The sequence below is a fragment of the Clavibacter phaseoli genome, from assembly GCF_021922925.1.
GTDB lineage: Bacteria > Actinomycetota > Actinomycetes > Actinomycetales > Microbacteriaceae > Clavibacter > Clavibacter phaseoli.
The window spans coordinates 138,143-159,956 of the sequence record NZ_CP040786.1; the positions used below are offsets into that span (position 1 = coordinate 138,143).

The 21,814-nt window shown below is 74.7% G+C and carries 21 protein-coding genes, 1 tRNA gene and 1 riboswitch; of the genes, 11 read left to right on the plus strand and 11 right to left on the minus strand.

The features are described from left to right. The first annotated feature begins 70 nt into the window (after positions 1–70). The 3 genes from FGI33_RS00640 to FGI33_RS00650 all read left to right on the plus strand — a co-directional run bounded on the left by FGI33_RS00640 (position 71) and on the right by FGI33_RS00650 (position 3,747). Entirely contained in the window at positions 71–1,375 is a 1,305-nt protein-coding gene (locus FGI33_RS00640; protein WP_204585656.1) for an MFS transporter, read from the plus strand. Between the two features lie 48 nt (positions 1,376–1,423). After that, entirely contained in the window at positions 1,424–2,353 is a 930-nt protein-coding gene (locus FGI33_RS00645; RefSeq protein ID WP_119435051.1) for a hypothetical protein, read from the plus strand. A gap of 143 nt (positions 2,354–2,496) precedes the next feature. Then, the gene (locus FGI33_RS00650) at positions 2,497–3,747 is read left to right on the plus strand and encodes an Nramp family divalent metal transporter (RefSeq protein ID WP_119435052.1); all 1,251 of its coding nucleotides are present in this window, start codon (positions 2,497–2,499) and stop codon (positions 3,745–3,747) included. Between the two features lie 29 nt (positions 3,748–3,776). On the opposite strand, the gene FGI33_RS00655 is transcribed toward FGI33_RS00650, so the two are convergent. Next, the gene (locus FGI33_RS00655) at positions 3,777–4,457 is read right to left on the minus strand and encodes a metal-dependent transcriptional regulator (protein ID WP_119435053.1); all 681 of its coding nucleotides are present in this window, start codon (positions 4,455–4,457) and stop codon (positions 3,777–3,779) included. A 119-nt stretch (positions 4,458–4,576) separates the two neighbouring features. Here FGI33_RS00655 and FGI33_RS00660 point away from each other — a divergent pair, with 119 nt between their 5' ends. Next, positions 4,577–5,608 carry an aldo/keto reductase gene (locus FGI33_RS00660; RefSeq protein WP_204585659.1) on the plus strand — a complete coding sequence of 344 codons (1,032 nt, stop codon included), beginning with the start codon at positions 4,577–4,579 and terminating at the stop codon, positions 5,606–5,608. Here FGI33_RS00660 and FGI33_RS00665 read toward each other — a convergent pair. Continuing rightward, positions 5,517–6,986: an MFS transporter gene (locus FGI33_RS00665; protein ID WP_237582109.1), complete on the minus strand. Its 1,470-nt coding sequence runs from the start codon at positions 6,984–6,986 to the stop codon at positions 5,517–5,519. The genes FGI33_RS00660 and FGI33_RS00665 overlap by 92 nt on opposite strands. A gap of 149 nt (positions 6,987–7,135) precedes the next feature. Between FGI33_RS00665 and FGI33_RS00670 the strand changes: the two genes are divergently transcribed. After that, positions 7,136–7,993, plus strand: a complete 858-nt coding sequence (locus FGI33_RS00670; protein WP_119402064.1) for a LysR family transcriptional regulator — start codon at positions 7,136–7,138, stop codon at positions 7,991–7,993. A 49-nt stretch (positions 7,994–8,042) separates the two neighbouring features. Here FGI33_RS00670 and FGI33_RS00675 read toward each other — a convergent pair whose 3' ends face one another. Continuing rightward, a complete protein-coding gene (locus FGI33_RS00675; protein WP_237582110.1) occupies positions 8,043–8,540 on the minus strand; it encodes a hypothetical protein in 498 nt (165 codons plus the stop codon). A gap of 40 nt (positions 8,541–8,580) precedes the next feature. After that, positions 8,581–10,224 carry an alpha-amylase family glycosyl hydrolase gene (locus FGI33_RS00680; RefSeq protein WP_237582111.1) on the minus strand — a complete coding sequence of 548 codons (1,644 nt, stop codon included), beginning with the start codon at positions 10,222–10,224 and terminating at the stop codon, positions 8,581–8,583. Positions 10,225–10,426: 202 nt separating this feature from the next. Next, positions 10,427–10,510: riboswitch (ZMP/ZTP riboswitch) on the plus strand. Positions 10,511–10,542: 32 nt separating this feature from the next. On the opposite strand from FGI33_RS00680, the gene glyA reads away from it, so the two are divergent. Beyond that, complete coding sequence (glyA, locus tag FGI33_RS00685) at positions 10,543–11,820, plus strand: serine hydroxymethyltransferase (protein WP_119435230.1); 1,278 nt, start codon at positions 10,543–10,545, stop codon at positions 11,818–11,820. Beyond that, positions 11,817–12,719 (plus strand): bifunctional methylenetetrahydrofolate dehydrogenase/methenyltetrahydrofolate cyclohydrolase, encoded by a 903-nt coding sequence (locus FGI33_RS00690; RefSeq protein ID WP_119435231.1) that lies wholly within the window; start codon positions 11,817–11,819, stop codon positions 12,717–12,719. The genes glyA and FGI33_RS00690 overlap by 4 nt, the downstream gene beginning before the upstream one ends. A gap of 49 nt (positions 12,720–12,768) precedes the next feature. Here the strand turns inward: FGI33_RS00690 and FGI33_RS00695 are convergent, their stop codons facing one another. From FGI33_RS00695 to galT, 4 genes are read right to left on the minus strand one after another with little or no spacing between them, the layout of a single operon-like run. Continuing rightward, on the minus strand, positions 12,769–13,374 hold the full coding sequence (locus FGI33_RS00695; protein ID WP_237582112.1) for a gamma carbonic anhydrase family protein: 606 nt from the start codon (positions 13,372–13,374) through the stop codon (positions 12,769–12,771). Between the two features lie 22 nt (positions 13,375–13,396). Then, positions 13,397–14,314 (minus strand): GNAT family N-acetyltransferase, encoded by a 918-nt coding sequence (locus FGI33_RS00700; protein WP_237582113.1) that lies wholly within the window; start codon positions 14,312–14,314, stop codon positions 13,397–13,399. Between the two features lie 40 nt (positions 14,315–14,354). Beyond that, complete coding sequence (gene galK, locus FGI33_RS00705; RefSeq protein ID WP_119401908.1) at positions 14,355–15,515, minus strand: galactokinase; 1,161 nt, start codon at positions 15,513–15,515, stop codon at positions 14,355–14,357. Continuing rightward, positions 15,512–16,654, minus strand: coding sequence for a galactose-1-phosphate uridylyltransferase (gene galT / locus FGI33_RS00710; RefSeq protein ID WP_119435263.1), 1,143 nt, complete (start codon positions 16,652–16,654; stop codon positions 15,512–15,514). Before galT ends, galK begins: the two co-directional genes overlap by 4 nt. A gap of 93 nt (positions 16,655–16,747) precedes the next feature. Here galT and FGI33_RS00715 point away from each other — a divergent pair, with 93 nt between their 5' ends. Further along, positions 16,748–17,569: a DeoR/GlpR family DNA-binding transcription regulator gene (locus tag FGI33_RS00715; RefSeq protein WP_237582114.1), complete on the plus strand. Its 822-nt coding sequence runs from the start codon at positions 16,748–16,750 to the stop codon at positions 17,567–17,569. A gap of 10 nt (positions 17,570–17,579) precedes the next feature. Beyond that, on the plus strand, positions 17,580–18,500 hold the full coding sequence (locus FGI33_RS00720; RefSeq protein ID WP_119435521.1) for an aldose 1-epimerase family protein: 921 nt from the start codon (positions 17,580–17,582) through the stop codon (positions 18,498–18,500). Here the strand turns inward: FGI33_RS00720 and FGI33_RS00725 are convergent. After that, positions 18,497–18,742: a hypothetical protein gene (locus FGI33_RS00725; protein WP_106408707.1), complete on the minus strand. Its 246-nt coding sequence runs from the start codon at positions 18,740–18,742 to the stop codon at positions 18,497–18,499. The two genes, FGI33_RS00720 and FGI33_RS00725, sit on opposite strands and share 4 nt — an antisense overlap. Positions 18,743–18,982: 240 nt before the next feature. Between FGI33_RS00725 and FGI33_RS00730 the strand changes: the two genes are divergently transcribed. Beyond that, positions 18,983–20,380, plus strand: a complete 1,398-nt coding sequence (locus FGI33_RS00730; RefSeq protein WP_237582115.1) for a hypothetical protein — start codon at positions 18,983–18,985, stop codon at positions 20,378–20,380. Positions 20,381–20,690: 310 nt separating this feature from the next. Here FGI33_RS00730 and FGI33_RS00735 read toward each other — a convergent pair. Then, positions 20,691–20,763 (minus strand) — tRNA-Lys (locus FGI33_RS00735). A 35-nt stretch (positions 20,764–20,798) separates the two neighbouring features. Further along, positions 20,799–20,969: a hypothetical protein gene (locus FGI33_RS00740; protein ID WP_182478375.1), complete on the minus strand. Its 171-nt coding sequence runs from the start codon at positions 20,967–20,969 to the stop codon at positions 20,799–20,801. 73 nt (positions 20,970–21,042) lie between these two features. Between FGI33_RS00740 and FGI33_RS00745 the strand changes: the two genes are divergently transcribed. Continuing rightward, positions 21,043–21,675: a DNA-directed RNA polymerase subunit beta gene (locus FGI33_RS00745; RefSeq protein ID WP_119434083.1), complete on the plus strand. Its 633-nt coding sequence runs from the start codon at positions 21,043–21,045 to the stop codon at positions 21,673–21,675. The last annotated feature ends 139 nt before the right edge of the window (positions 21,676–21,814 follow it).

Here is a 21,814-nt window from a genome sequence, read left to right on the forward strand (position 1 = left end):
GCTATCGACTGGCCGCGCGGATCCCGCCGGCCCCGGGAGCCCTCCCGCCGTCACGTCCCCCTCAGGTCCCATGACGAACACCTCCCCCATCTTCCTGCCCGACCTCGAGCGCGCCGAGCGCTCCGGCCGCCGCCGACCGCGGCCCGGGGTCGACCCGTCGTTCCGCTTCCCCTGGGTCGGGATCCTCACGCTCGCCGCGTGCGTGTTCCTCAGCGTCACGAGCGAGATGCTGCCCACCGGCCTCCTCAGCGAGATGAGCGGCGACCTCGGCGTCGACGAGTCGCGCGTCGGCCTGCTCGTGTCGGTGTTCGCGGTCGCCGTGGTCGTCTCGAGCGCGCCGCTCGCCGCCCTCACCCGCCGGGTCCCGCGGCACGCGCTGCTGCTCGCGGTGCTCGCCGTCTTCGCGACGAGCAACCTCCTCACCGCCCTCGCGCCCACCTTCGAGCTCGTCACCGCGACGCGCGTGCTCGGCGGCCTCGCGCACGGCCTGTTCTGGGCGGTCGTCGGCGCGTACTCGGCGCACCTCGTGCCGCCCGCGCTCATCGGCCGGGCGGTCGCGCTCACGGTCGGCGGCGGCAGCCTCGCGTTCGTGCTCGGCGTGCCGCTCGGCACCGCGGCCGGGCAGGCGTTCGGCTGGCGGGCGGCGTTCGCGGGGATCGGCGTGCTCACGATCCTCGGGATCCTGCTCACCTGGCGGTTCCTGCCGGCGGTCGGGCGTCCGGAGCGGGAGGCGCCCGTCGACGCGCCCGCGGGCGGCAGCCTCGGGATCCGGCGGCGCATGGCGGGGCAGGGGCTCGGCGGGGTGCTGTTCGTGTGCCTCACCGCGATGGTCATCATGATCGGCCAGTACGGCCTCTACACGTACGTCGACCCGTTCGTCACGCGGGTGATGCGGATCCCCGAGCAGCAGCTGAGCACCATGCTCTTCGGCTACGGGATCGCGGGCGCGGTCGGGCTCCTCATCGCCGGCACCGTGTTCGCGAGCCGGCCGCAGCTCGGCGTGCTCGCGGGGCTCGCCGCGGCGGCGGCGGGCGTCAGCGCGCTCGCGTTCGTCCCGGGCCTCTGGGCGGTCGCGATCCCCGGCTTCCTCCTCTGGGGCCTCGCGTTCGGCGCGATCCCGACCCTGCTCCAGACGCGCATGCTGCACGCCGCGCACCCGTCGTTCCGCGACACGGCCAGCTCCTTCTACACGACCGCCTTCAACGTCGGCATCGGCGGCGGCGCGCTCGTGGGCGGCGCGCTGCTCGACGGGCTCGGCATCCAGGCGCTGGCGGGCGCGTTCCTCGCGGTGATGGCGGTGTCGGTCGTGCTCGTCGTCGGATCCGCGGGCCGCGCCGCCCGGGGCCGCGCGACGGCGGCGCGCACCGCCGGCTGAGGCCGGCGCGTCCCCAGTCGCATCGAGGCGCCCGTCGCCTGCGGGAGGATGGGAGCCGTGACCACGACCCCCGCGCCCCTCGGCCTCCTCCTCGACGTCGACGGCCCCATCGCCAGCCCGATCACCCGCACCCTCGCCATCCCGAGCATCGCCGCCGACCTCGTGGAGCTCGCGGCCGCCGGCGTCCCCATCGTCTTCAACACGGGGCGCTCGGACGCCTTCATCCGCGCGCAGGTCGTCGGCCCGCTGCTCGACGCGGGGCTCCCGGCGGGCGCGCGCGTGCACGCCGTGTGCGAGAAGGGCGCGTCCTGGTTCTCCATCACGCCCGAGGGCGCGGGGGAGGTGCACGTCGACCGGTCGCTCGCGCTGCCCGAGGCGTACATGCGCGACATGGAGCGGCTCGTGGCCGAGCGCTTCGCCGACTGGATGTTCTTCGACACCACCAAGCACGCGATGGTCTCGCTCGAGCAGCTCACGAGCGTCGCCTCGGCCGACTACCTCGCCGTGCAGCCCGACCTCGACGCGCGCGCGGTCGAGATGCTCACGGCGCACGGGCTCGGCTCGGTGCTCGAGGGCGTCGAGGTGCCCGACGCGGAGGGGGACGTGCAGGTGCGCGTGGATCCCACGATCATCTCGACCGACGTCGAGTCGATCCGCCTCGGCAAGGACCTCGGCGCCGCGCGCGCCCTCGAGCTCCTCGCCGACAGCGGGCCGCTGCCGCTGCGCTGGCGCACGGTCGGCGACTCGCGCACCGACTACGCCATGGCGACGTGGCTGCACGAGAACGGCCACGAGGTCGCGCACGTCGACGTGCGTCCGGCCGACGGGATCCCCGCGACGCCGTACCCGGTGCTCACGGCGGGCGACCTCATCCACGACGAGGCCGGCGCCGCGCTCCTCGCGCAGTGGGTGCGCATCGTGCGCGGCGAGGCGGAGGACGACTCCGCGTTCCTCGCGCCGGGGCGCGCCGCGAGCTGAGCCGAGCCGGGCTCCGCTGATCCGCGCGCGGCCGACCGCCGCGCTCGCCGCCGACCGACGGGCCCGTCCGCATCCGGACGGGCCCTTCCGCGTGCGCGCGAACGGATGTTAGCCTCGGCTAACACTTCGACGGAGAGGCCGCCATGACCCGCACCGCCCCCGCGCGCACGCGCGCGCGCCGGCCCGTCACGGGTCCGCGGCTCGTGCTCCTGCTGGGACCGGCGTTCGTCGCGGCCATCGCGTACGTGGATCCCGGCAACGTCGCCGCGAACCTCACCGCGGGCGCGCGCTACGGCTACCTGCTGGTGTGGGTGCTCGTCGCCGCGAACCTCATCGCCGTGCTCGTGCAGTACCAGTCGGCCAAGCTCGGACTCGTCACGGGCCGCAGCCTGCCGGAGCTGCTCGGCCAGCGGCTCCCCACCGGCCGGCGCCGCGCGTTCTGGGTGCAGGCCGAGCTCATCGCCGCGGCGACCGACCTCGCGGAGGTCATCGGCGGGGCCATCGCGCTGCACCTGCTGTTCGGGATCCCGCTCGTCGCGGGCGGGGTGATCGTCGGCCTCGTCTCCATCGGCCTCCTCGCCGTGCAGTCGCGGCACGGGCAGCGGCCGTTCGAGATCGTGATCGGCGCGCTCCTCCTCGTGATCACCGTCGGCTTCCTCACCGGCCTCGTCGTGAGCCCGCTGTCGGGATCCGGCATCGCGGGCGGCCTCGTGCCGCGCTTCGACGGGCCGGACAGCGTGCTGCTCGCCGCGAGCATGCTCGGCGCGACCGTCATGCCGCACGCCGTGTACCTGCACTCGTCGCTCAGCCGCGACCGGCACGGCGTGCAGACCGACGACGGCGTGCTCCGGCGGCTGCTCCGCGCGACGCGCTGGGACGTGATCACCGCGCTCGCCGTGGCCGGCGCCGTCAACATCTCCATGCTCCTCATCGCGGCGGCGAGCCTCGGCGGCGTGCCCGGAACGGACTCGATCGAGGGCGCGCACGCGGCCATCACGGCCTCGCTCGGGCCGGTGGTCGGCGTCGTGTTCGCGGTCGGGCTGCTCGCGTCGGGGCTCGCGTCGACGTCGGTCGGCGCCTACGCGGGCGCGGCGATCATGGGCGGGCTGCTGCACGTGCGGGTGCCGCTGCTCGCGCGGCGCGTGGTGACGCTGATCCCCGCGCTCGCGATCCTCGCGATCGGCGTCGACCCGACCACCGCGCTCGTCGTCAGCCAGGTCGTGCTGAGCCTCGGCATCCCGTTCGCGCTCGTGCCGCTCATCCGCCTCACGGGCGACCGCCGCGTGATGGGCGCGCACGTCGACCGGCCGCTCACGCGCGTCGCGGCGTGGGTCGCGGTGTCGCTCGTGGTGGTGCTCAACGTCGCGCTCGTGGTCCTGACCGTCACGGGCTGAGCGCGGATCCGCCGGTCCGGCTCCCGGGCTCAGCCGGCGTCGGAGACCCACACCGCGGACGCCGCGGCGGCCGTGAGCGGGCGGCGCCCGGATCCGTCGACCGTCACGACCACGGCGTCCGGGTCGTGCGCGTCGTCGTCCGCGGCGCGCACGAGCGTCGCGTCCAGCCCGATGCCGTGCTCGGCGAGCTCGCGCAGCAGCCGCGGGTCCTCGTCGGAGATCCGGCGCACGCGCATGGGCCGGTCCGCGACGGCGTCCGCGAGCACGGTCGCCTCGGGCAGGTGCGGCTCGCCGTCGGCCGAGGGGATGGGGTCGCCGTGCGGATCCCGCGACGGGTGCCCGAGGTGCGCGTCGATGCGAGCCACGAAGTCGTCGGAGACCGCGTGCTCGAGCACCTCGGCCTCGTCGTGCACCTCGTCCCAGCCGTAGCCGAGCACCTCGACGAGGAACGTCTCGAGCAGGCGGTGGCGGCGCACCATCTGGATCGCGTGCCGGCGGCCGTCGTCGGTGAGCTCGATGCTGCCGTACGGCCGGTGCTCCACGAGGCCCTGCGCGGTGAGGCGGCGGATCCCGTCGGAGGCGGTGGCGGGCCGGATCCCGAGCCGCTCCGCGAGGCGCGTGACGGTGACGGGCTGGTCGGACCATTCGGTCGCGGTCCAGATGAGCTTGAGGTAGTCCTGCGCGGCGCTGGAGAGCTCGTCGACGGACATGCCGCCATGGTACCGAGCGGTCCCGCCGGGCCCGCGGTCACGCCGAGCGCCCGTCCGGTGCAAGCTGGACGGAGACCCGCGGGCAGGGACGCCCGCGGCGGATCCGATGGAGGAACCACATGCACTACCGGAATCTCGGGAACAGCGGCGCGGTCGTCTCGACCTACGCGCTCGGCACCATGACCTTCGGCGCGGAGGCGGACGAGGAGACGTCGGGACGCATCCTCGAGGCCTACGTCGCCGGCGGCGGCACGTTCATCGACACGGCGGACGTCTACACGTCGGGCGTCTCGGAGGAGATCGTCGGCCGCTGGCTGAAGGCCCACCCCGCCGAGGCCGACCAGCTCGTCATCGCCACGAAGGGCCGCTTCCCGATGGGGGAGGGCAACAACGACGTCGGCACCTCGCGCCGCCACCTCACCCGCGCGCTCGACGACTCGCTGCGCCGCCTCGGCGTCGACACGATCGACCTGTACCAGATGCACGCGTGGGACGCCGTGACCCCGCTCGAGGAGACCCTGCGCTTCCTCGACGACGCCGTGCGCGCCGGCAAGATCTCGTACTACGGCTTCTCGAACTACCTCGGCTGGCAGCTGACGAAGGCCGTGGGGCTCGCCAAGGCGCTCGGGTTCACGCCGCCCGTGACGCTGCAGCCGCAGTACTCGCTGCTCGTGCGCGAGATCGAGTCGGAGATCGTGCCCGCGTCGCTGGACGCCGGAATCGGCCTGCTGCCGTGGTCGCCGCTCGCGGGCGGCTGGCTCACCGGCAAGTACCGCCGCGACGAGACGCCCACGGGCGCCACCCGCCTCGGCGAGGACCCGGAGCGCGGCATGGAGGCGTTCACGCCGCGGAACGGCCAGGAGCGCACGTGGGCGATCCTCGACGAGGTGCGCCGCATCGCGGACGCGCACGGATCGAGCTCCGCCCGCGTCTCGCTCGCGTGGCTCGAGGCGCAGCCGGCCGTGACCAGCGTGATCCTCGGCGCCCGCACCGTGGAGCAGCTCGAGGACAACATGGCCTCGGCCGACCTGGAGCTCACGGCCGACGAGATCGCCTCGCTCAGCGCGGTGAGCGCGCCCGTGGTGTCCGAGTACCCGTACGGCCCGGCCGGCGTGCAGCAGCGCCACCGCGCGATCGACGTGCGCGGCTGATCCCGCCGCCGGTCGTCCCCTCGTCCGCTCCGGCGACGCGGGGACGGCCGGCCCCCGGCGCCCGGGGCGTGATCCGCACGCGCGGCACGTGCCGGCGCACCACGACCTCGAGGGTCAGCTGGCCGCGGCGGGCGAGGATCACGGCGACGACCGCGGCCGCCAGCGCCGGCATCCCGCCGGACACGACCATGCCGGCGTGCACGCCCCACGCCTCGACGATCCCGCCCATGAGCGGCCCGCCGACGGCCTGGCCGCCGAGCAGCACGAGCACGTAGACGCTCATCACGCGCCCGCGGATGGCCACGTTGCTGGAGAGCTGCACGAGCGAGTTCGCCGCGGTCTGGAACAGCAGCGACGCCATGCCGACGGTCACGAGCAGCACCGCGAACGGCGCGATCCCGGGCATGAGCCCCGCGGCCGCCTGCAGCAGGCCGGTGATCCCGACGCCGACCACGATGGTCCGCAGCCGCACGGTCGCGCGGCGGGTCGACAGCAGCGCGCCCGTGAGCGCGCCGATCGCGACCATCGAGTTGAAGAAGCCGTATCCGCCGGCGCCCACGTCGTAGACCTGGCTCGCGAACGCCGCGAGGAGCACGGGCATGGTGAGGCCGAAGACGCTGAAGACCGCCACGAGCACGACGGGCCACAGGATGGTCGGCTTGGACCGCGCGTACCTGAGGCCCTCCGCGAGCTGGCCGCGGCGGCGAGGGGCGGGCGGGATGCGGATCAGGTCGCGCGTCTTGAGGCTCCACAGCGTGAGGACCACCACGACGCACGCGAGCGCGTTGATCGCGAACGACCAGCCGGCGCCGACCGCGAGCAGCAGGATCCCGCTGAGCGCGGGACCCACCATGCCGCCGAGCTGGAACACCGACGAGTTGACGCTGATCGCGTTGCGCAGGTGCTGCTGCCCCACGATCTCGGTGACGAACACCTGGCGCGCCGGGTTGTCGATCACCGTCACGAGCCCGGTCGCGAACGCGATGGCGAAGATGTGCCACGCCTCGACCGCGCCCGAGAGGGTGAGCACGGCGAGCAGCGCGCTGAGGAGCGCGTAGGTGCCCTGCGTGATCATCATCAGCATGCGCTTCGAGCACCGGTCGACGATCACGCCGCCGAGGAGGCCGAAGAACAGCATCGGCGCGAACTGCATCGCGACCGTGATGCCGACCGCCGTGACGCTGCCGGTGAGCTCGAGCACGAGCCAGTCCTGGGCGATGCGCTGCATCCAGCCCGAGGTCATGGCGATGACGTTGGAGGCCGTGAATCGACGGAAGTTCGGCACGCTCAGGGCGATGAGCGTGTGGCGCCACGGCGGGCGCTGGGTCTGGATCGGGAGCGGGGCGGTCGGGGGGAAGGCGTTCGGCGGCGGGGTCACTTCATCCTGCGGGGTGCGTTGCGTATGGGCGGATCGGTTCCGTATGGGTCGGCCCTCGTGGGGCCGTCGTCGACGCTACCCGCGGGCTTCCCATTCGGATCCCGTCTCGACATGATGAGTGGCATCCGATGATCGAATGGCAGGTGCCCATGCTCGACCCGACCCTGCTCGCGACCTTCCTCGCCGTCGCCGACACCCGCAGCTTCACGCAGGCGGCGGCGCGGCTCGGGATCAGCCAGCCGACCGTGAGCCAGCAGGTGCGCCGGCTCGAGCGGGCCGTCGACCGCACGCTCATCGCGCGCGACACCCGGGCCATGCGCCTCACCGACGCGGGCGACGCGATGGCGGGCTTCGCGCGCACGATCCTCGCGGCGCATCGCGCGGCGGAGAGCTACTTCGGCGGATCCGAGGTGAGCGGCCGCCTGCGCTTCGGCACCGCGGACGACCTGGCCATCACGCAGCTGCCGCGGATCCTCCGCCACTTCCGGCAGCTGCACCCGCAGATCGAGCTGGAGCTCACGGTGACGCAGAGCGGCCCGCTGCACCGGCGGCTGCTGGCGGGCCAGCTCGACCTGATCCTCACCAAGACCACGGTCGACGAGCAGCCGGACGCGCGCCTCGTGGGCCGCGACCGCATGGTGTGGGTGGGGCTCGAGCGCACGCTCGTGGAGCCGGGCGCGACGGTGCCGCTCATCGCGTACCGCGCGCCGAGCATCAGCAGGCAGATGGCGATGGACGCGCTCGAGCGGGAGGGCCGCACCTGGCGGATCACGTGCAGCACGCGCGACGTGAACGGCGTGCTCGCGGCCGTGCGCGCGGGCATGGGCGTCGCCGTGCTGCCGCAGGCGCTGATCCCGACGGACCTCGTGAAGGTGACCTCGCGCCTCGGCCTGCCCGAGCTCGACGAGGTGGACTACGTGCTGATGGACAATCCGGCCGGGCCGCGCGCGTCCATCGAGGCGCTGACCTCGGCGATCATGTCGCGCGGGGTGACGCGCGCGAGCTGACCAGCGGGGAGCTGCCGGCGAGCGGTGGGGCTGCCAGCGGACGACGCCGCTACCAGCGCGCGACGGGCGGCAGGCCGTCGTCGGCGAGCCCGGCGTCGCGGACCCGGCCCTTGCGGCCCCGCCCGCGTCCCGGCTGGTGCGGCGGCTCGGGCTTGTCTGGATCCGCGCCGGGGGTGCCGGGCTGCTCGAGCTGCATAGCGAGCGCGCGGAGCCGGGCGTCCATCTCCGCGTGCGCGGCGGCGGCCTCGGCGATGCGGGCGCGCTCCTCGTCGACGTCGGCGGGGATCCGCGTGGCCTCGTCGAGCGGCAGCGCGTCGGCCTCCGCCTCGGCGAGGCGGCGGGCGCGGCGGCGCGAGGCGATGATGCCGAACGCGCCCACGGCGATCTGGAACATGCCGAGCCAGCCGGACGCGTCGTTGACCGGCGCGAGCACGTGCCAGGCGCCGAGCGCGATCCAGCCGATGTTGACCCACATGGGCCAGGCGAACCCGGATGCGGCGCGCGCGCCCTCCCGGGGCTCGTCCGTGCCGCGTCCCTCGTCGCTCATGCCGTTCCTCCGTGCCGACCCGCCAGTGGATGCGAGTCTGTCACGGGAGGTCGTGAGCCGCCTGGAGCCAGACGAACGTGCGCGGGCTCAGCACGATGCCCTTCGTGAGGCGGAGGCGCTCGTCGCGCACGAGGTCGACGGCCTGCTCGGCGAAGCCGCCCAGCGTCTCCGCGGAGACCGTCGCGGGCTCGTCGCCGAGGTTCGCCAGCACCAGGACCGTCCCGTCATCGTGCGGGCGCTGGTAGCCGAGCACGCGCGGGTCGTTCGCGTCGAAGCCGACGACGCGCGTGCCGCCCAGCGCGGGCGTGGCGCGGCGGACGGCGACGAGCCGGCGAATCCCGGCGTGGATGACGCCCGTGCTCGTGGTGCGGTCGTCGCGCTCGCCGTAGCGCTCGAACGGGTAGAGCGGGCGGTTCACCCACCTGCTGTCGTCGGCGTGCGCGGGGACGTCGTCGTAGCCGTAGTCGTTCAGCTGGCCGACCTCGTCGCCGAGCACCAGGAGCGGGAGGCCGCCGGTGCTGAGCGCGATGGAGTGGGCGAGCAGGATCCGCTCGACCGCGCCCGGGTCGTCCTGCTCGAGGCCCGCGAGGGACGCCGTGGTGCCGGCGACGGCGCCGCCGGCGTGCTCGATGCCGCGCGCGTGGCTGCCGGGGAACCGGCCCACGTGGTACTCGGCGAGGAAGCGGCGGTGCTCGTCGGGGTCGATGCCGAGGGCGCGCGCGTCGTCGTCGTCGAAGGCCCAGCGGAGGGCGTCATGGCTGCGGACGCGCGCGGTGCGGGCGGATCCGGCGGGCACGTCGCCGCGGCGCTCGAGGGCGCGGGAGAGGAGGGCGGCGGAGCGGGTGGCGAGCGCCTCCCAGACGAGCGCAGTCAGCGCCGGGTCGTCGGCGAGGCGCACGGCGTCGCCGTCGAGGAGCTCGACGGCCCCGCGGGGGTCGGCGTCGGCGGCGACGGCCAGCGCGAGCGCGGGGGAGACGCGGCGGCCGAGGGCGGCGATCGCGCGGAGGAGGGCGGGCCGGTCGGTGTCGTGGGCGCCGAGGACGGCGGACGGGTCGACGCGGACCACGTCGGCCCCGGCGGCGGCGAGGGCGACGGCCTCGCGGACGGTGTCGCGGATCCGGTCGGCGAGGGGCGCGTCGGCGTCGGCGGGGGAGAGGTCGACCGCGAGCGTGAGGCCGGCGGCGTGCAGCGCGTCGGCGAGGTCGCCGAGGTCGGCGGCGGATCCCAGGCCGGCGCGCACGCGCACGCCCGGCGCCAGGAGCGCGTCGGCGTCCGCGTCGGCGTCCGCGCGCTCGGCGACGGGGGTGATCTGGAGGTGGGTGAGCCCGAGGTCGCGGAGGGCGGGGATCCGCTCGGCGAGGCCCCGGAGGTCGTCGGCGTAGCGGTCGACGTAGCAGACGCCGCCCGTGCGGAGGTCGAGGTCGAGGTCGGCGGGGGAGCCGGCGGACGGGACGCGGCGGGCGCGCACGTCGCGGAGGTCGGCGGCCAGCGCGTCGGCGAGGGCGTCGGCGTCGTCGCCCATGAGCGGGCGGAGGTCGGCGGCGAGGGCGTCGCGGTCGAGCGGGGGCGCGACGGGCGCGTCCACGGGGGCGCGGTCGTCGTCGACGGTCGGCTCGTCGGCGCGCGCCTCGTCGCGGTCGTGTCCGCCTGCCGCGGGATCGGTCGTGAGCGCTGCGCTCCCCATGCTCGGTCCTTCCTCCGCATCCGGCGGGCACCGTCGCCCGACTCCCTGATCCTACGGGCGGGCGGGGCCCGTGACCCCCGGAATCGTTCGTGCCCATCGCATCCGATCGCCCGGCGGCCAGCCGGAGAACGACCTGCGGGCGGCCGGCGGCCCTGCGCGCGCGGACGCGCGCCTCGCGTGCGCGCGCCCGCCCGGGTAGGATCGGACCCGTCGCGACTGGCGTTCGGATGGGTCACCATCGGGGAGCGACTCACACGGTTGGTGGCCGTACGCCTGGGCCACGACGCATCCATTCGTCCACCGTGCTCAAGGAGTCCCATGCCCGTCGACCAGTCCTTCAACGCCCCCCTCTCCGAGGTCGACCCGGAGATCGCGGCGGTCCTCGAGCAGGAGCTCGGCCGTCAGCGCGGCACCCTCGAGATGATCGCCAGCGAGAACTTCGTGCCGCGCGCGGTGCTGCAGTCCCAGGGATCCGTGCTCACCAACAAGTACGCGGAGGGCTACCCGGGCCGCCGCTACTACGGCGGCTGCGAGTTCGTCGACGTCGCCGAGCAGCTCGCCATCGACCGCGCGAAGAGCCTCTTCGGCGCCGAGTTCGCCAACGTCCAGCCGCACTCGGGCGCCACCGCGAACGCCGCCGTCCTCGCCGCCATCGCGCAGCCGGGCGACACGATCCTCGGCCTCGAGCTCGCGCACGGCGGCCACCTCACGCACGGCATGAAGCTCAACTTCTCCGGGAAGCTCTACGACGCGGCCGCGTACGGCGTGGATCCCGACACCTTCCTCATCGACATGGACGTCGTGCGCGAGAAGGCGCTCGAGCACCGCCCGCAGGTCATCATCGCCGGCTGGTCGGCGTACCCCCGCCACCTCGACTTCGCCGCGTTCCGCGCGATCGCCGACGAGGTCGGCGCCAAGCTCTGGGTCGACATGGCGCACTTCGCGGGCCTCGTCGCCGCGGGCGTCCACCCCTCGCCGATCCCGTACGCGGACGTCGTCTCCTCCACCGTGCACAAGACCCTCGCGGGTCCCCGGTCCGGCGTGATCCTCAGCCGCGACACCGCGCTCGCCAAGAAGCTCAACTCGGCCGTGTTCCCGGGCCAGCAGGGCGGCCCGCTCATGCACGTCATCGCGGCCAAGGCCACGGCGTTCAAGATCGCGGCCACCGAGGAGTTCGCGGACCGCCAGCGCCGCACCATCCAGGGCGCGCAGATCCTCGCCGAGCGCCTCACGGCGACCGACTCCACCGAGGCCGGCGTCTCGGTCCTCACGGGCGGCACCGACGTGCACCTCGTCCTCGCCGACCTCCGCCACTCCGAGATCGACGGCAAGCAGGCGGAGGACGCGCTGCACGAGGTCGGCATCACGGTCAACCGCAACTCGGTGCCGTTCGACCCGCGCCCGCCGATGGTCACGTCCGGCGTCCGCATCGGCACGTCCGCGCTCGCGACCCGCGGCTTCGGCGAGGCCGAGTTCACCGAGGTGGCGGACATCATCGCCGAGACCCTCAAGCCCGGCAGCGACCTCGCCGCCCTGCGTGCGCGCGTGCTGACGCTCACCGACGGCTTCCCGCTCTACGAGGGCCTCATCCAGTGACGGCGGTCGTGCTCGACGGCGTCGCCACCGCGTCGGCCGTCAAGTCGGAGCTCGCCGTGCGGATCCGCGCCCTCCGCGAGCAGGGCCTCGTGCCCGGGCTCGGCACGCTCCTCGTGGGCGACGACCCGGGATCGCGCTCCTACGTCGCCGGCAAGCACCGCGACTGCGCCGAGGTGGGCATCGAGTCCATCCGCGTCGACCTGCCGGCCGACGCCACCGAGGCGGACGTGCGCCAGGCCATCGAGCGGCTCAACTCGGATCCGGCCGTCACGGGCTACATCGTGCAGCTGCCGCTCCCGGCGGGCATCGACGAGAACGCGATGCTCGAGCTCATCGACCCGTCGAAGGACGCGGACGGCCTCCACCCGACCAACCTCGGGCGCCTCGTGCTCGGCGTGCAGGGCGAGCTGACCTCGCCGCTGCCGTGCACGCCCGCGGGCATCGTCGAGATGCTCCAGCGCTACGACGTGCCGATCGCCGGCCAGCACGTGGTGGTCGTCGGCCGCGGCCTCACGGTGGGGCGGCCGCTCGGCCTGCTGCTCACGCGCAAGGGCCTCGACGCGACCGTCACGCTCACGCACTCCCGCACGCGCGACCTCGAGCAGGAGGTCCGCCGGGCGGACATCGTGGTCGCGGCCGTCGGCGTCGCGCACCTCATCCAGCCGGAGTGGGTGAAGCCGGGTGCCGCGGTGCTCGACGTGGGGATCACGCGCGTCGTGGATCCCGAGACCGGCAAGGCGCGCCTCACGGGCGACGTCGACCCGGCCGTCGCCGAGGTCGCCGGCCACCTGTCGCCGAACCCGCGGGGCGTGGGGCCCATGACCCGGGCGATGCTCCTGGTGAACGTGGTGCTGGCCGCCGAGCGCGACGCGCGCCTGGCCGAGGAGCTCCGCGGCTGACGGCGCTCGCCGCGGTCGCGCGGCGGTGACGCGAGGAGGGGGCGGCCGGTCAGGCCGTCCCCTCCTCGCGTCCGGGGTCCATCGCGGTGGTGCGCTCGGCGCCCAGGAGGACGGCCGGGGTCGGGACCGCCCCCGCGTGCAGCCGAGCATTCTCGACGTAGCGCTCGGCGTTCGCCCGGAGCCCCGCGACCTCCTCGTCCGTGAGCTCGCGCCGCACCTTGCCGGGCACGCCCGCGACGAGCGAGCGCGGCGGGATCACCTGCCCCTCGAGCACGACCGTGCCGCCCGCGAGCAGCGACTCCCGGCCGACGACCGCGCCGTTCATCACGGTGGCGGACATGCCGACGATGCAGTCGTCCTCGATCGTGCAGCCGTGCAGCACCGCGTTGTGGCCGACGCTCACGCCCGTGCCGACCGCGAGCGGGAAGCCCGCGTCGACGTGGCAGCTCACGTTGTCCTGCAGGTTGGAGCCCGCGCCGATCCGGATGTCCGCGGCCTCCGCGCGCAGCACGGCGTTGAACCACACGCTGGATCCGGCCCCGAGCGTCACGCGCCCGACGACGCGCGCGCCCGCGGCCACGAGGGCGTCGGGCTCGATGCCGGGCGCGGGCGATCCGGGGAGCGCGCGGACGGTGGCCTGGGGATCGACGGTCATGCCGCCAGGGTAGGCCGCGGGGTCAGGCGCGCGGGCGCATCCGGGCGCCCCGGTCCATGGGCGCGAAGCCGGCGGCGACGTACGCGTCCCACGGCGCCCGGTAGTACGGGAGCGGCGACGCGTTGATGAGGACGTCGTGCCCGCCGAGCTCGCCGACCCGGCGGCAGACGTCGAGCGCGAGGGTCTGCGCGAGGCCCCGGCGGCGGTGCGCGGGCACGATGCCGAGCGGCTCGAGCTCCGCCCAGCCGTTGACCTCGTCGAGCCAGGCCGTGCAGGTGCCGGCGAGCGATCCGTCGGGCGCCTCGACGACGAGGTCGAGGTCGCGCCGGTACATGGCGGCGGCGCGCATGGCCGCGTAGCCGTCGGCGTCGAAGCGGCTCTCGGCGTCGGGGTCGATGCCGTCGCCGGATCCGTCGGTGAAGGGGAGGTCGACCGGGCGCCAGGCGACGCGGTGCGCCTCGACGCGGGCCTGCTCCTCGCCGTCCTCGACCGGGCGGATGCGGTAGCCCGCGGGCGGCCGGGCGCCGGTGTCCCGGGCGGCGTGGCGGAGGCCGGCGAGCGGGATCGCCTCGTCGACGAAGCCGCGGGCCGTGAGGATCCCGCGCAGGCGGTCCTGCCCGCGGTGCACGGCCACGCTCACGGACGCGTCCCCGGCCGCGTCGAGCAGCCATGCGGCCAGGAGGTCGGTGGTGCCGTCGTCGCCGGGCGCGCACTCGACGCGCGCGTCGTCCGTCGACGAGCCGGCCCAGCCGATCACCGCGCCCGCGCCGTCGCGGACCACGGCGATCCGCCCCGGCAGCTGCCCGGTCGCGGCCTCCCACGCGAAGCCGCCCGGGTGGGTCGACGCGGGGAACCACGCCGACAGCGCGCGGGGGATGTCGCGCACGGCGTCGGCCGGGTCGCCGGTGATCTCGATCAGGCCCGCGGCCGCTCGTGTCATGCCGCCGAGCCTAGGGGGCGCCGCCGGAGCGGCACCCGCCCTACCGCTCCGCCTTCGCCCCGTCCGACGGCGTCACCGTGAAGACGGTCGGACCCGTGTAGCCGTGCTCCGCGAACGCGCCGTCGATCGCGACCTGCAGCCGCGACAGGGAGTCGACGTCGATCAGCGCGATGGCGGACCCGCCGAACCCGCCGCCCGTCATGCGCGCGCCGATCGCGCCCTCGTTCTGCGCGACCTCCACCGCGAGGTCGAGCTCCGGGACGCTGATCTCGAAGTCGTCGCGCATCGAGCGGTGGCTCGCGTCGAGCAGCTCGCCGATGGCGCGCGGGCCCTCCTCGCGGAGCGCGCGCACGGTGTCGAGCACGCGCTGGTTCTCGGTGACGATGTGGCGCACGCGGCGGAACGTCTCGTCGTCGAGCACCTCGCGGGCCCGCACGAGGTCGTCGACGGCGAGGTCGCGCAGCGAGGACACGCCCATGAGGCGCGCGCCCAGCTCGCACGACTCGCGGCGCGCGCGGTAGCCGCCGTCGGCGTGCGCGTGGGCGACGTGGGTGTCGATCACGGCGATGGTGAGGCCGGCCGCCTCGAGCCCGAGCGGGATGACCTCGGCGTCGAGCGAGCGGCAGTCGAGGAACACGCCCGCGTCCTGGCGGCCGAGGAGGCTCGCGGACTGGTCCATGATCCCGGTCGGCGCGCCCACGATCTCGTTCTCGGCGAGCTGCCCGACCGCGGCGAGGGTCGGCCGGTCCAGGCCCAGGCGCCAGATGTCGTCGAGCGCGAGGGCGATGGACCCCTCGAGCGCGGCCGACGAGGACAGCCCCGCGCCCACGGGCACGTCGCTGTCGATGAACACGTCGAAGCCGGGCACGGCGCCGAGGTCGGCCCCGCGCTGACCGAGCGCCCACGCGACGCCCAGCGGGTACGCCTGCCAGCCGTCGATGCGCTCGCCGGTGAGGTCGGCGAGGCGCGCCTCCACGACCTCCTCGGAGAAGGAGCTGGCGAGGCGGATCCGGTCGTCGTCCCGCGGCGCGAGCGCGATGACCGTGCGGCGGTCGATCGCGAACGGGAACACGAAGCCCTCGTTGTAGTCGGTGTGCTCGCCGATGAGGTTCACGCGCCCGGGCGAGGACCACACGCCGTGCGGCTCGCGCTCGAAGCGGGCGCGGAATCCCTCGCGCACGTCGTCTCGGATGTCGGTCATGCGTCCTCCACTGCCTTCCGGATCATCTCGGCCGCCTTCTCCGGCGGCACGTCGCCGATCCAGGCGCCCATGGCCGCCTCGGATCCGGCCAGGAACTTGAGCTTGTCGGCCGCGCGGCGCGGCGACGTGATCTGCAGCATCAGCCGGATCTCGTCGCGGAGCGCGTCGACGGGCGCCTGGTGCCAGGCGGCGATGTACGGCGTCGGGGTGTCGTACAGCCGGTCCATCCCCTGCAGGAGCCGCAGGTACATCGTCGCGAGCTCGTCGCGCTCGGCCTCGGTCGTCTCCGCGAGGTCGGGCACGTGGCGGTGGGGGAGCAGGTGGATCTCCACGGGCCAGCGGGCCGCGAACGGCACGAACGCCGTGAAGTGCTCGCCGCGGAGCACGACGCGCTCGGACGCCTGCTCGGTCTCGAGGATCCGCTGGAACAGGCCCGGCCCGAACCGCTCGATCGAGTCGACGAGCCGGCGCGTGCGCGGCGTGACGTAGGGGTACGAGTAGATCTGCCCGTGCGGGTGGTGCAGCGTCACGCCGATGGCCTCGCCGCGGTTCTCGAACGGGAACACCTGGCGGATCCCGGGCATCGCCGAGAGGGCGCGCGTGCGCTCGGCCCACGCCTCCACCACGGTGCGGGCCCGCGACGGCGTGAGGCCGCTGAACGAGCCGGTGTGCGCGGGGCTGAAGCAGACGACCTCGCAGCGGCCGACCGAGGTGCGGGTGCGCTCCAGGCCGATGGCGGTGAGGTCGTCGTCGTCGACGGGCGCGTCGACGCCCGCGGTGTCCGCGAGCGCGGGTCCGAAGGACGGCGACTTGTTCTCGAAGACCGCGACGTCGTACATGCTCGGGATCTCGGACGGGTTGGTCGGGCTCGCGGGGGCGAGGGGATCCAGCTCCGCGGGCGGCAGGAACGCGCGGTTCTGGCGCGCGGCGGCGATGGAGACCCACTCGCCCGTGAGCACGTCCTGCCGCATCGTCGCGGTGGGCGGGCGGGGCGCGGCGGGCCGGGCGTCGGTGGCGCGCTCGGGCGGGAGGGTCGTGTCGGCGTCGTCGAAGTAGACGAGCTCGCGGCCGTCGGACAGCAGCGTGCGGCGCTGCGTGATCCCGGACGGCGACATCGTGACGGTCTGGTCGGCATGCATGATGCCTCGATCCTACGGGCTCGCGGGGGTCGGATCTGCGTCCGCGAAAGGCCCGGCTTGCGTTCCGGCAACCGCGTGCGGGAGGCTCGCGGCATGGCCGACGACTCCGCCCCCGTCCCCGCGGCGACCCGCCGGTCGCGCATCCTCGAGCGGCTCGGCGAGCGCGGCTTCGCGACCGTCGCCGAGCTCGCCGCCGACGCGGGCGTCTCCGCCGTCACGATCCGCGCCGACCTCGACGCGCTCGCCGACTCGGCCGCCGTCCAGCGCGTGCACGGCGGCGCGGTCCTCCGCTCCGGCCTCGGCGCGCGCGAGCAGAGCCTCGAGGTGACGCTCGAGTCCGCCGCCGACGCGAAGCGCGCCATCGGGCGTGCCGCCGCCGACCTCGTGGAGAGCGGGCAGAGCGTGCTGCTCGACGTCGGCAGCACGACGCTGCAGGTGGCCCGCGCGCTCGTGGCGCGCGATGACCTCGTCGACGTCACCGTGATCACGAACGGCCTCACGCTCGCGCTGGAGCTCGAGCGGGCCATGCCGCGCTTCACCGTGGTCGTGACGGGCGGCACGCTCCGGGCGCTGCAGCACAGCCTCGTGGATCCGCTCGCCACCGTCGTGCTCGACCGCCTCCACCCCGACATCGCGTTCATCGGCTGCAACGGGATCGACGTCGACCGCGGCGTCACCAACGTCAACCTGCCGGAGGCCGAGGTGAAGCGGCGGATGGTCGCAGCGAGCGCCCGCACGGTGGTCGTCGCGGACGGCGCCAAGCTCGGCCGCACGCACCTCGGATCCGTCGCGCCGCTCGACCGCGTCGACACGCTGCTCACGGATGCCGACGCGGACCCGCACGAGGTCGGCCGGCTGCGCGACGCGGGCCTGCGCGTCGTCGCGGCGGGGTCGTCCGATGCGCCGCGGCCGTAACGTGGATCCCATGAGACCCGTCACCGGAGAGCAGCACCACCTCGTCCACGCCGGCCCGTCGGGCGAGCTGCGCGCCACCGTCGTGCAGCTCGCCGCCGCGATCCGCGGCCTGACCCTCGACGGCGTCGACCTCGTCGAGCCCTACGGCGATGACGTCGTCGCTCCCATGGGCGCCGGCATGGTCCTCGTGCCGTGGCCGAACCGGATCCGCGGCGCCCGCTACGAGCTCGACGGCAAGGCCCAGGCGCTCGACGTCTCGGAGCCGTCGCTCGGCAACGCGTCCCACGGCCTGCTCCGGAACACCGGCTACGCGGCGTCCGACCAGGCCGACGACCGCGTGACCCTCTCCGCCACCGTCTTCCCGCAGCACGGCTACCCGTTCCTCCTCGACACCTCCGTCACCTACCGGCTCACCGACGACGGCCTCGTCGTCACGCACCGGATCCGCAACGACTCGACCGCGGCCGCCCCGGTCGCGGTCGGCGCGCACCCCTACCTCGCGATCGGCGGCGTCCCCTCCTCCGAGCTCACGCTCACCGTGCGCGCCGACACCTGGTCCGAGGTCGACGACGCGCTGATCCCCGTCGCCGACCACCCGGTGGACGGCGCCGACGAGGACCTCCGCCAGGGCCGCGTCGTCGGCGGGCTGGACCTCAACACCGGCTACGGCGACGTGCACGTGGATGGCGGCACGAGCCGCCACGGCCTCACCGCGCCCGACGGCCGCGGCGTCGAGCTCTGGGCCGACGCGTCCTTCGGCTTCCTGCAGGTCTACACGCCGCGGGAGTTCCCGACCCACGGGCGCCAGGCCGTCGCCATCGAGCCGATGACGGCGCCGGCGGACGCCTTCAACTCCGGCGTCGGCGTGCGCCGCCTCGCGCCCGGCGAGGAGTGGACGCTCAGCTGGGGGATCCGCGCGACGGGCTTCTAGCCCTCGTCCTCCTGCGCCCACTGCAGCGCGACCCGCTGCGTGTACCGCTCCAGGGCGATCCGGTTCTCCTCGGGCTCGCGCAGCCCGTCGATGTAGGCGAGCAGACGCCCGACGACGCCCGAGAGGTACTGCACGCCGCGGTCGTCGTGCTCCTCTAGCGCGGTCTTCAGCAGGTCGTAGCGCTCGCTCGTCTCCTCGGCGGTCAGCATCGCGATCACGAGTTCGTCGGCCTGCATGCTCATGGGATCCAGCATCGCATCGGAGCCGTCGTCGCCCGCGCGCGGGACGCGTCCGCACCCGCGCGGGCATGCGGATCCGGGCCCCGTGGAGACCGCGGTCGCGCCTCCCCGAACTGGGGATACGTTGCGGGCGGCAGGTGGCCCCACCCTTGCCGTATCCAGCGTGGGGCGTCCGGTGCTCGGGGGAGCGCGTCGTCGCGGCCCGTCAGCGCCCGTCAGCACGGCCCACCCGGAAGGCTCCCCTTGTCCCAGTCACGCGCCGACGCGCCTGCGCCCACCGTTGCCCCGCCCGCCGAGGCCCTCGCCCAGGCCGCCCCGGCGCCCGCCGAGCGGCCGCCGCTCCTCGGTCGCCGCTCCGTCTTCCTCGCCGCCGTCGGCGCGACCGCGGGCGCGGCCGCCGTCGCCGCGCCCGCCGCGGCGCCGACCGCATCGGCGGCCGCCATGGTGGGCGACCAGTCACGCGTCTACTACCCGGAGCAGTTCGGCTTCGTGCCGTCGGCCGCGGACCACACGAAGGCCATGACCGCGTTCTTCGGGGCGCTGCAGAAGACGGGCGGGCGGGGGATGCTGCCGCCGTGCGAGATCCGCGTCACGTCCACCGGGATCGACTACTCCAGCGCCGCCTGGGCCAAGCAGCCCCTCTCGGGAGCGCCGTACGGGTACCCGGCCATCTCGATCGAGGGCTACGGGCGGCGGGTCACGACCATCCGGCAGATCGCCGGATCCACGGGGGACGTCTTCAAGGTGCAGGGCAAGATCGGCGCCGACGCCGGTCCCGCCGCGAACAACAAGGCGACCGTCTCGCTCACCGGCTTCAGCATCACCGGCACGCGCACGGGCCGCCACGGGCTGTACCTGCGCTCGCTGCTGCACTGCCGCATCACCGACATCGAGCTGAACGCCACCGGCGGCGCCGGGGTCTACTTCGCGCGCTCGGCCTTCACCGCGGCCAGCGACGAGTACTCCTACGCGAACGTCATCGAGGGCCTGCGGGTGATCACGGCGGGCACCTGGGGCGTCGACTGCGACGGCGTCAACGCCATCGACATCGTCATGCGCGACACCGAGATCGTGAACTGCACGGCGGGCGGGATCCGCATCGCCCCCACCAACGCGCGCTTCGAGAACACGCGCGTCATCGGCTGCGGGGCCGGCAACAAGGCCGCGCGCGGCTTCCTCGCGATCCCGACGAGCAACGCGGCGTCCATGGTCTCCGAGCTCGGCATCAACGGCATGCGCCTCGAGGGCAACTCGGGCGCGGGCGGGTACCAGATGGAGATCGGGGCGGGCGTCGGGGCCACCGTCGTCGGCTACAACATCGTCACGGGCGGCGACCTCGGCGCCCACGGCATCGGCGTCGGCATCGCCGACCAGGGCGGGCGGCTCGCGCAGGACACGTCCGTCGGCCGCGGCACCATGTTCATGACCCCGAGCAAGTACCCGTCGCAGCGCGTCGTCGTGGTGGGCGCGTTCGCCCGCGACACCCGCGTCGAGCGCCCGTCCCTGCCGAACAACCCCGACGCGCCCTTCGCGTCGGTCGTGACGGATCGCGGCGTCCGCAGCGTCGACGGCTTCGGACGCCCCCTCACGGACCCGGTGGTCGTGCCGACCCCGGCGGCGACCACGGCGCCGACGGCCTGACCGGTCACGTCGCTCCGAGTGGTGCTCCTCCTCGTCCGCTCGCCGGTCGAGGCACGCCCGGCGGAGCTGCTCCTTCGTCCAGGCGGGGCTCTGCGCCGAGTCGAGCTCGAGCGCCGGAGTGGTCGGGGCCGCGGGAGCCGCTGCCTCCGGAGCGGAGCAGGGCGGCTGCCAGGACGACGGGCACGAGGGCGATGGTGCGAGGGGGCGTCCCCGGACGCTGTCGGCTGGCCGGCAGGCGGGGCGTCCTCCGGGAGGGGACGGGCAGGCGTCGAGCGACGCATCATCTCCGAGCGCGGGGCGCGGGGGTCGGTGGGCCCCGTCGGGCTCGAACCGACGACCCAGGGATTAAAAGTCCCTTGCTCTACCAACTGAGCTAGAGGCCCGTGCCCTCGATGCTACGGGATGGGGGGATGCCCGCTCAGAGCCGGTCGACGTCGCGGGAGGACCCGCGGCGCAGCATCGCGCCCGCCACGACGGTTACCACGACGAGGAGGACGCCCACGCCGACGAGCCAGGCGAGCGCCTTGATCACGAAGCCCAGGATCACCAGGACGAGCCAGAGGGCGACGAGGCCGTAGACGAAGCGCATGCCCGGAGCCTACGGCGGCGACCCCGGCGCGACCCCGGCCGACGCGCGTCCGTCCCGGCGTACGCTTGCCGGGATGTCCGGCGATTACCACAAGCCCACCAAGTTCTCCGGGTCCAAGTTCGAGAGCATGCTCGGCGGCGACGACCCCGCCACGATCAGCCGCGTGGCCCACGAGACCGCGTCGGCCCTGTTGGCGCGCGTGCGAGCGGATCCCGACCCGGCGGTCGTCGAGCGCCTCATCGCGTACACCGACGAGCACGGCATCGACGCGGTCGCCGAGCTCTGGTCCCGTGCCAGCCCGCGCAGCCTGCCGGGCGCGCTCTGGCGGCTGTACCTCATGCGCGCGCTCATCCGCCAGGATCCCGACGGCATCAGCCTCCTCTACCAGCGCGGCACCGAGGTCGCGACGACCATCGACCCGGTGGTCGCCGGCGCCACCGCGCCCACGGGCCCGGCGGAGATCGTCGAGCTCGCCGACAGCATCCTCCGCGGTCTCTTCACGGGCGACTTCGCCGTGGCCCTCGACCGCGCGGGCGCCTTCAGCCGCCTCGCCGCGCTCGGCGCCACGAGCGTCGCCGACGACCTCGACGCCACGGCGTCCCCGGAGCGCGCCGGCGACCTGACCACGCGCGCGCTCCGCCTCTCGCAGATGGCGGCCGACCTCGTGCAGTGCGCCCGGCTCTGGCGGAGCGACCGCCTCGACTGACCCGTCCCGCGCGCGGATCCGCCCGTTCGCTGTGAGCGCCACCGCCGGGACGACAGCCCGCGCCGACTCCGTTACAGTGGACTCTGGTCGGGCCGCAGTACTCCCGGGTACCAATATTCGCCGCTCCGAGCGGCCTCGC

Bases quoted from the DNA above. Each gene is read 5' to 3' on its own strand.
- FGI33_RS00655 (WP_119435053.1), bottom strand. From the start codon at position 4,457: ATGTCCGTCGACGAGCTCTCCAGCGCCGCGCAGGACTACCTCAAGCTC.
- FGI33_RS00720 (WP_119435521.1), top strand. From the start codon at position 17,580: ATGAGACCCGTCACCGGAGAGCAGCACCACCTCGTCCACGCCGGCCCG.
- FGI33_RS00715 (WP_237582114.1), top strand. From the start codon at position 16,748: ATGGCCGACGACTCCGCCCCCGTCCCCGCGGCGACCCGCCGGTCGCGC.
- FGI33_RS00645 (WP_119435051.1), top strand. From the start codon at position 1,424: ATGGGAGCCGTGACCACGACCCCCGCGCCCCTCGGCCTCCTCCTCGAC.
- galT (WP_119435263.1), bottom strand. From the start codon at position 16,654: ATGCATGCCGACCAGACCGTCACGATGTCGCCGTCCGGGATCACGCAG.
- FGI33_RS00650 (WP_119435052.1), top strand. From the start codon at position 2,497: ATGACCCGCACCGCCCCCGCGCGCACGCGCGCGCGCCGGCCCGTCACG.
- FGI33_RS00695 (WP_237582112.1), bottom strand. From the start codon at position 13,374: ATGACCGTCGATCCCCAGGCCACCGTCCGCGCGCTCCCCGGATCGCCC.
- galK (WP_119401908.1), bottom strand. From the start codon at position 15,515: ATGACCGACATCCGAGACGACGTGCGCGAGGGATTCCGCGCCCGCTTC.
- FGI33_RS00660 (WP_204585659.1), top strand. From the start codon at position 4,577: ATGCACTACCGGAATCTCGGGAACAGCGGCGCGGTCGTCTCGACCTAC.
- FGI33_RS00745 (WP_119434083.1), top strand. From the start codon at position 21,043: ATGTCCGGCGATTACCACAAGCCCACCAAGTTCTCCGGGTCCAAGTTC.
- FGI33_RS00680 (WP_237582111.1), bottom strand. From the start codon at position 10,224: ATGGGGAGCGCAGCGCTCACGACCGATCCCGCGGCAGGCGGACACGAC.
- FGI33_RS00640 (WP_204585656.1), top strand. From the start codon at position 71: ATGACGAACACCTCCCCCATCTTCCTGCCCGACCTCGAGCGCGCCGAG.
- FGI33_RS00675 (WP_237582110.1), bottom strand. From the start codon at position 8,540: ATGAGCGACGAGGGACGCGGCACGGACGAGCCCCGGGAGGGCGCGCGC.
- FGI33_RS00670 (WP_119402064.1), top strand. From the start codon at position 7,136: ATGCTCGACCCGACCCTGCTCGCGACCTTCCTCGCCGTCGCCGACACC.
- FGI33_RS00725 (WP_106408707.1), bottom strand. From the start codon at position 18,742: ATGAGCATGCAGGCCGACGAACTCGTGATCGCGATGCTGACCGCCGAG.
- FGI33_RS00740 (WP_182478375.1), bottom strand. From the start codon at position 20,969: ATGCGCTTCGTCTACGGCCTCGTCGCCCTCTGGCTCGTCCTGGTGATC.
- FGI33_RS00700 (WP_237582113.1), bottom strand. From the start codon at position 14,314: ATGACACGAGCGGCCGCGGGCCTGATCGAGATCACCGGCGACCCGGCC.
- glyA (WP_119435230.1), top strand. From the start codon at position 10,543: ATGCCCGTCGACCAGTCCTTCAACGCCCCCCTCTCCGAGGTCGACCCG.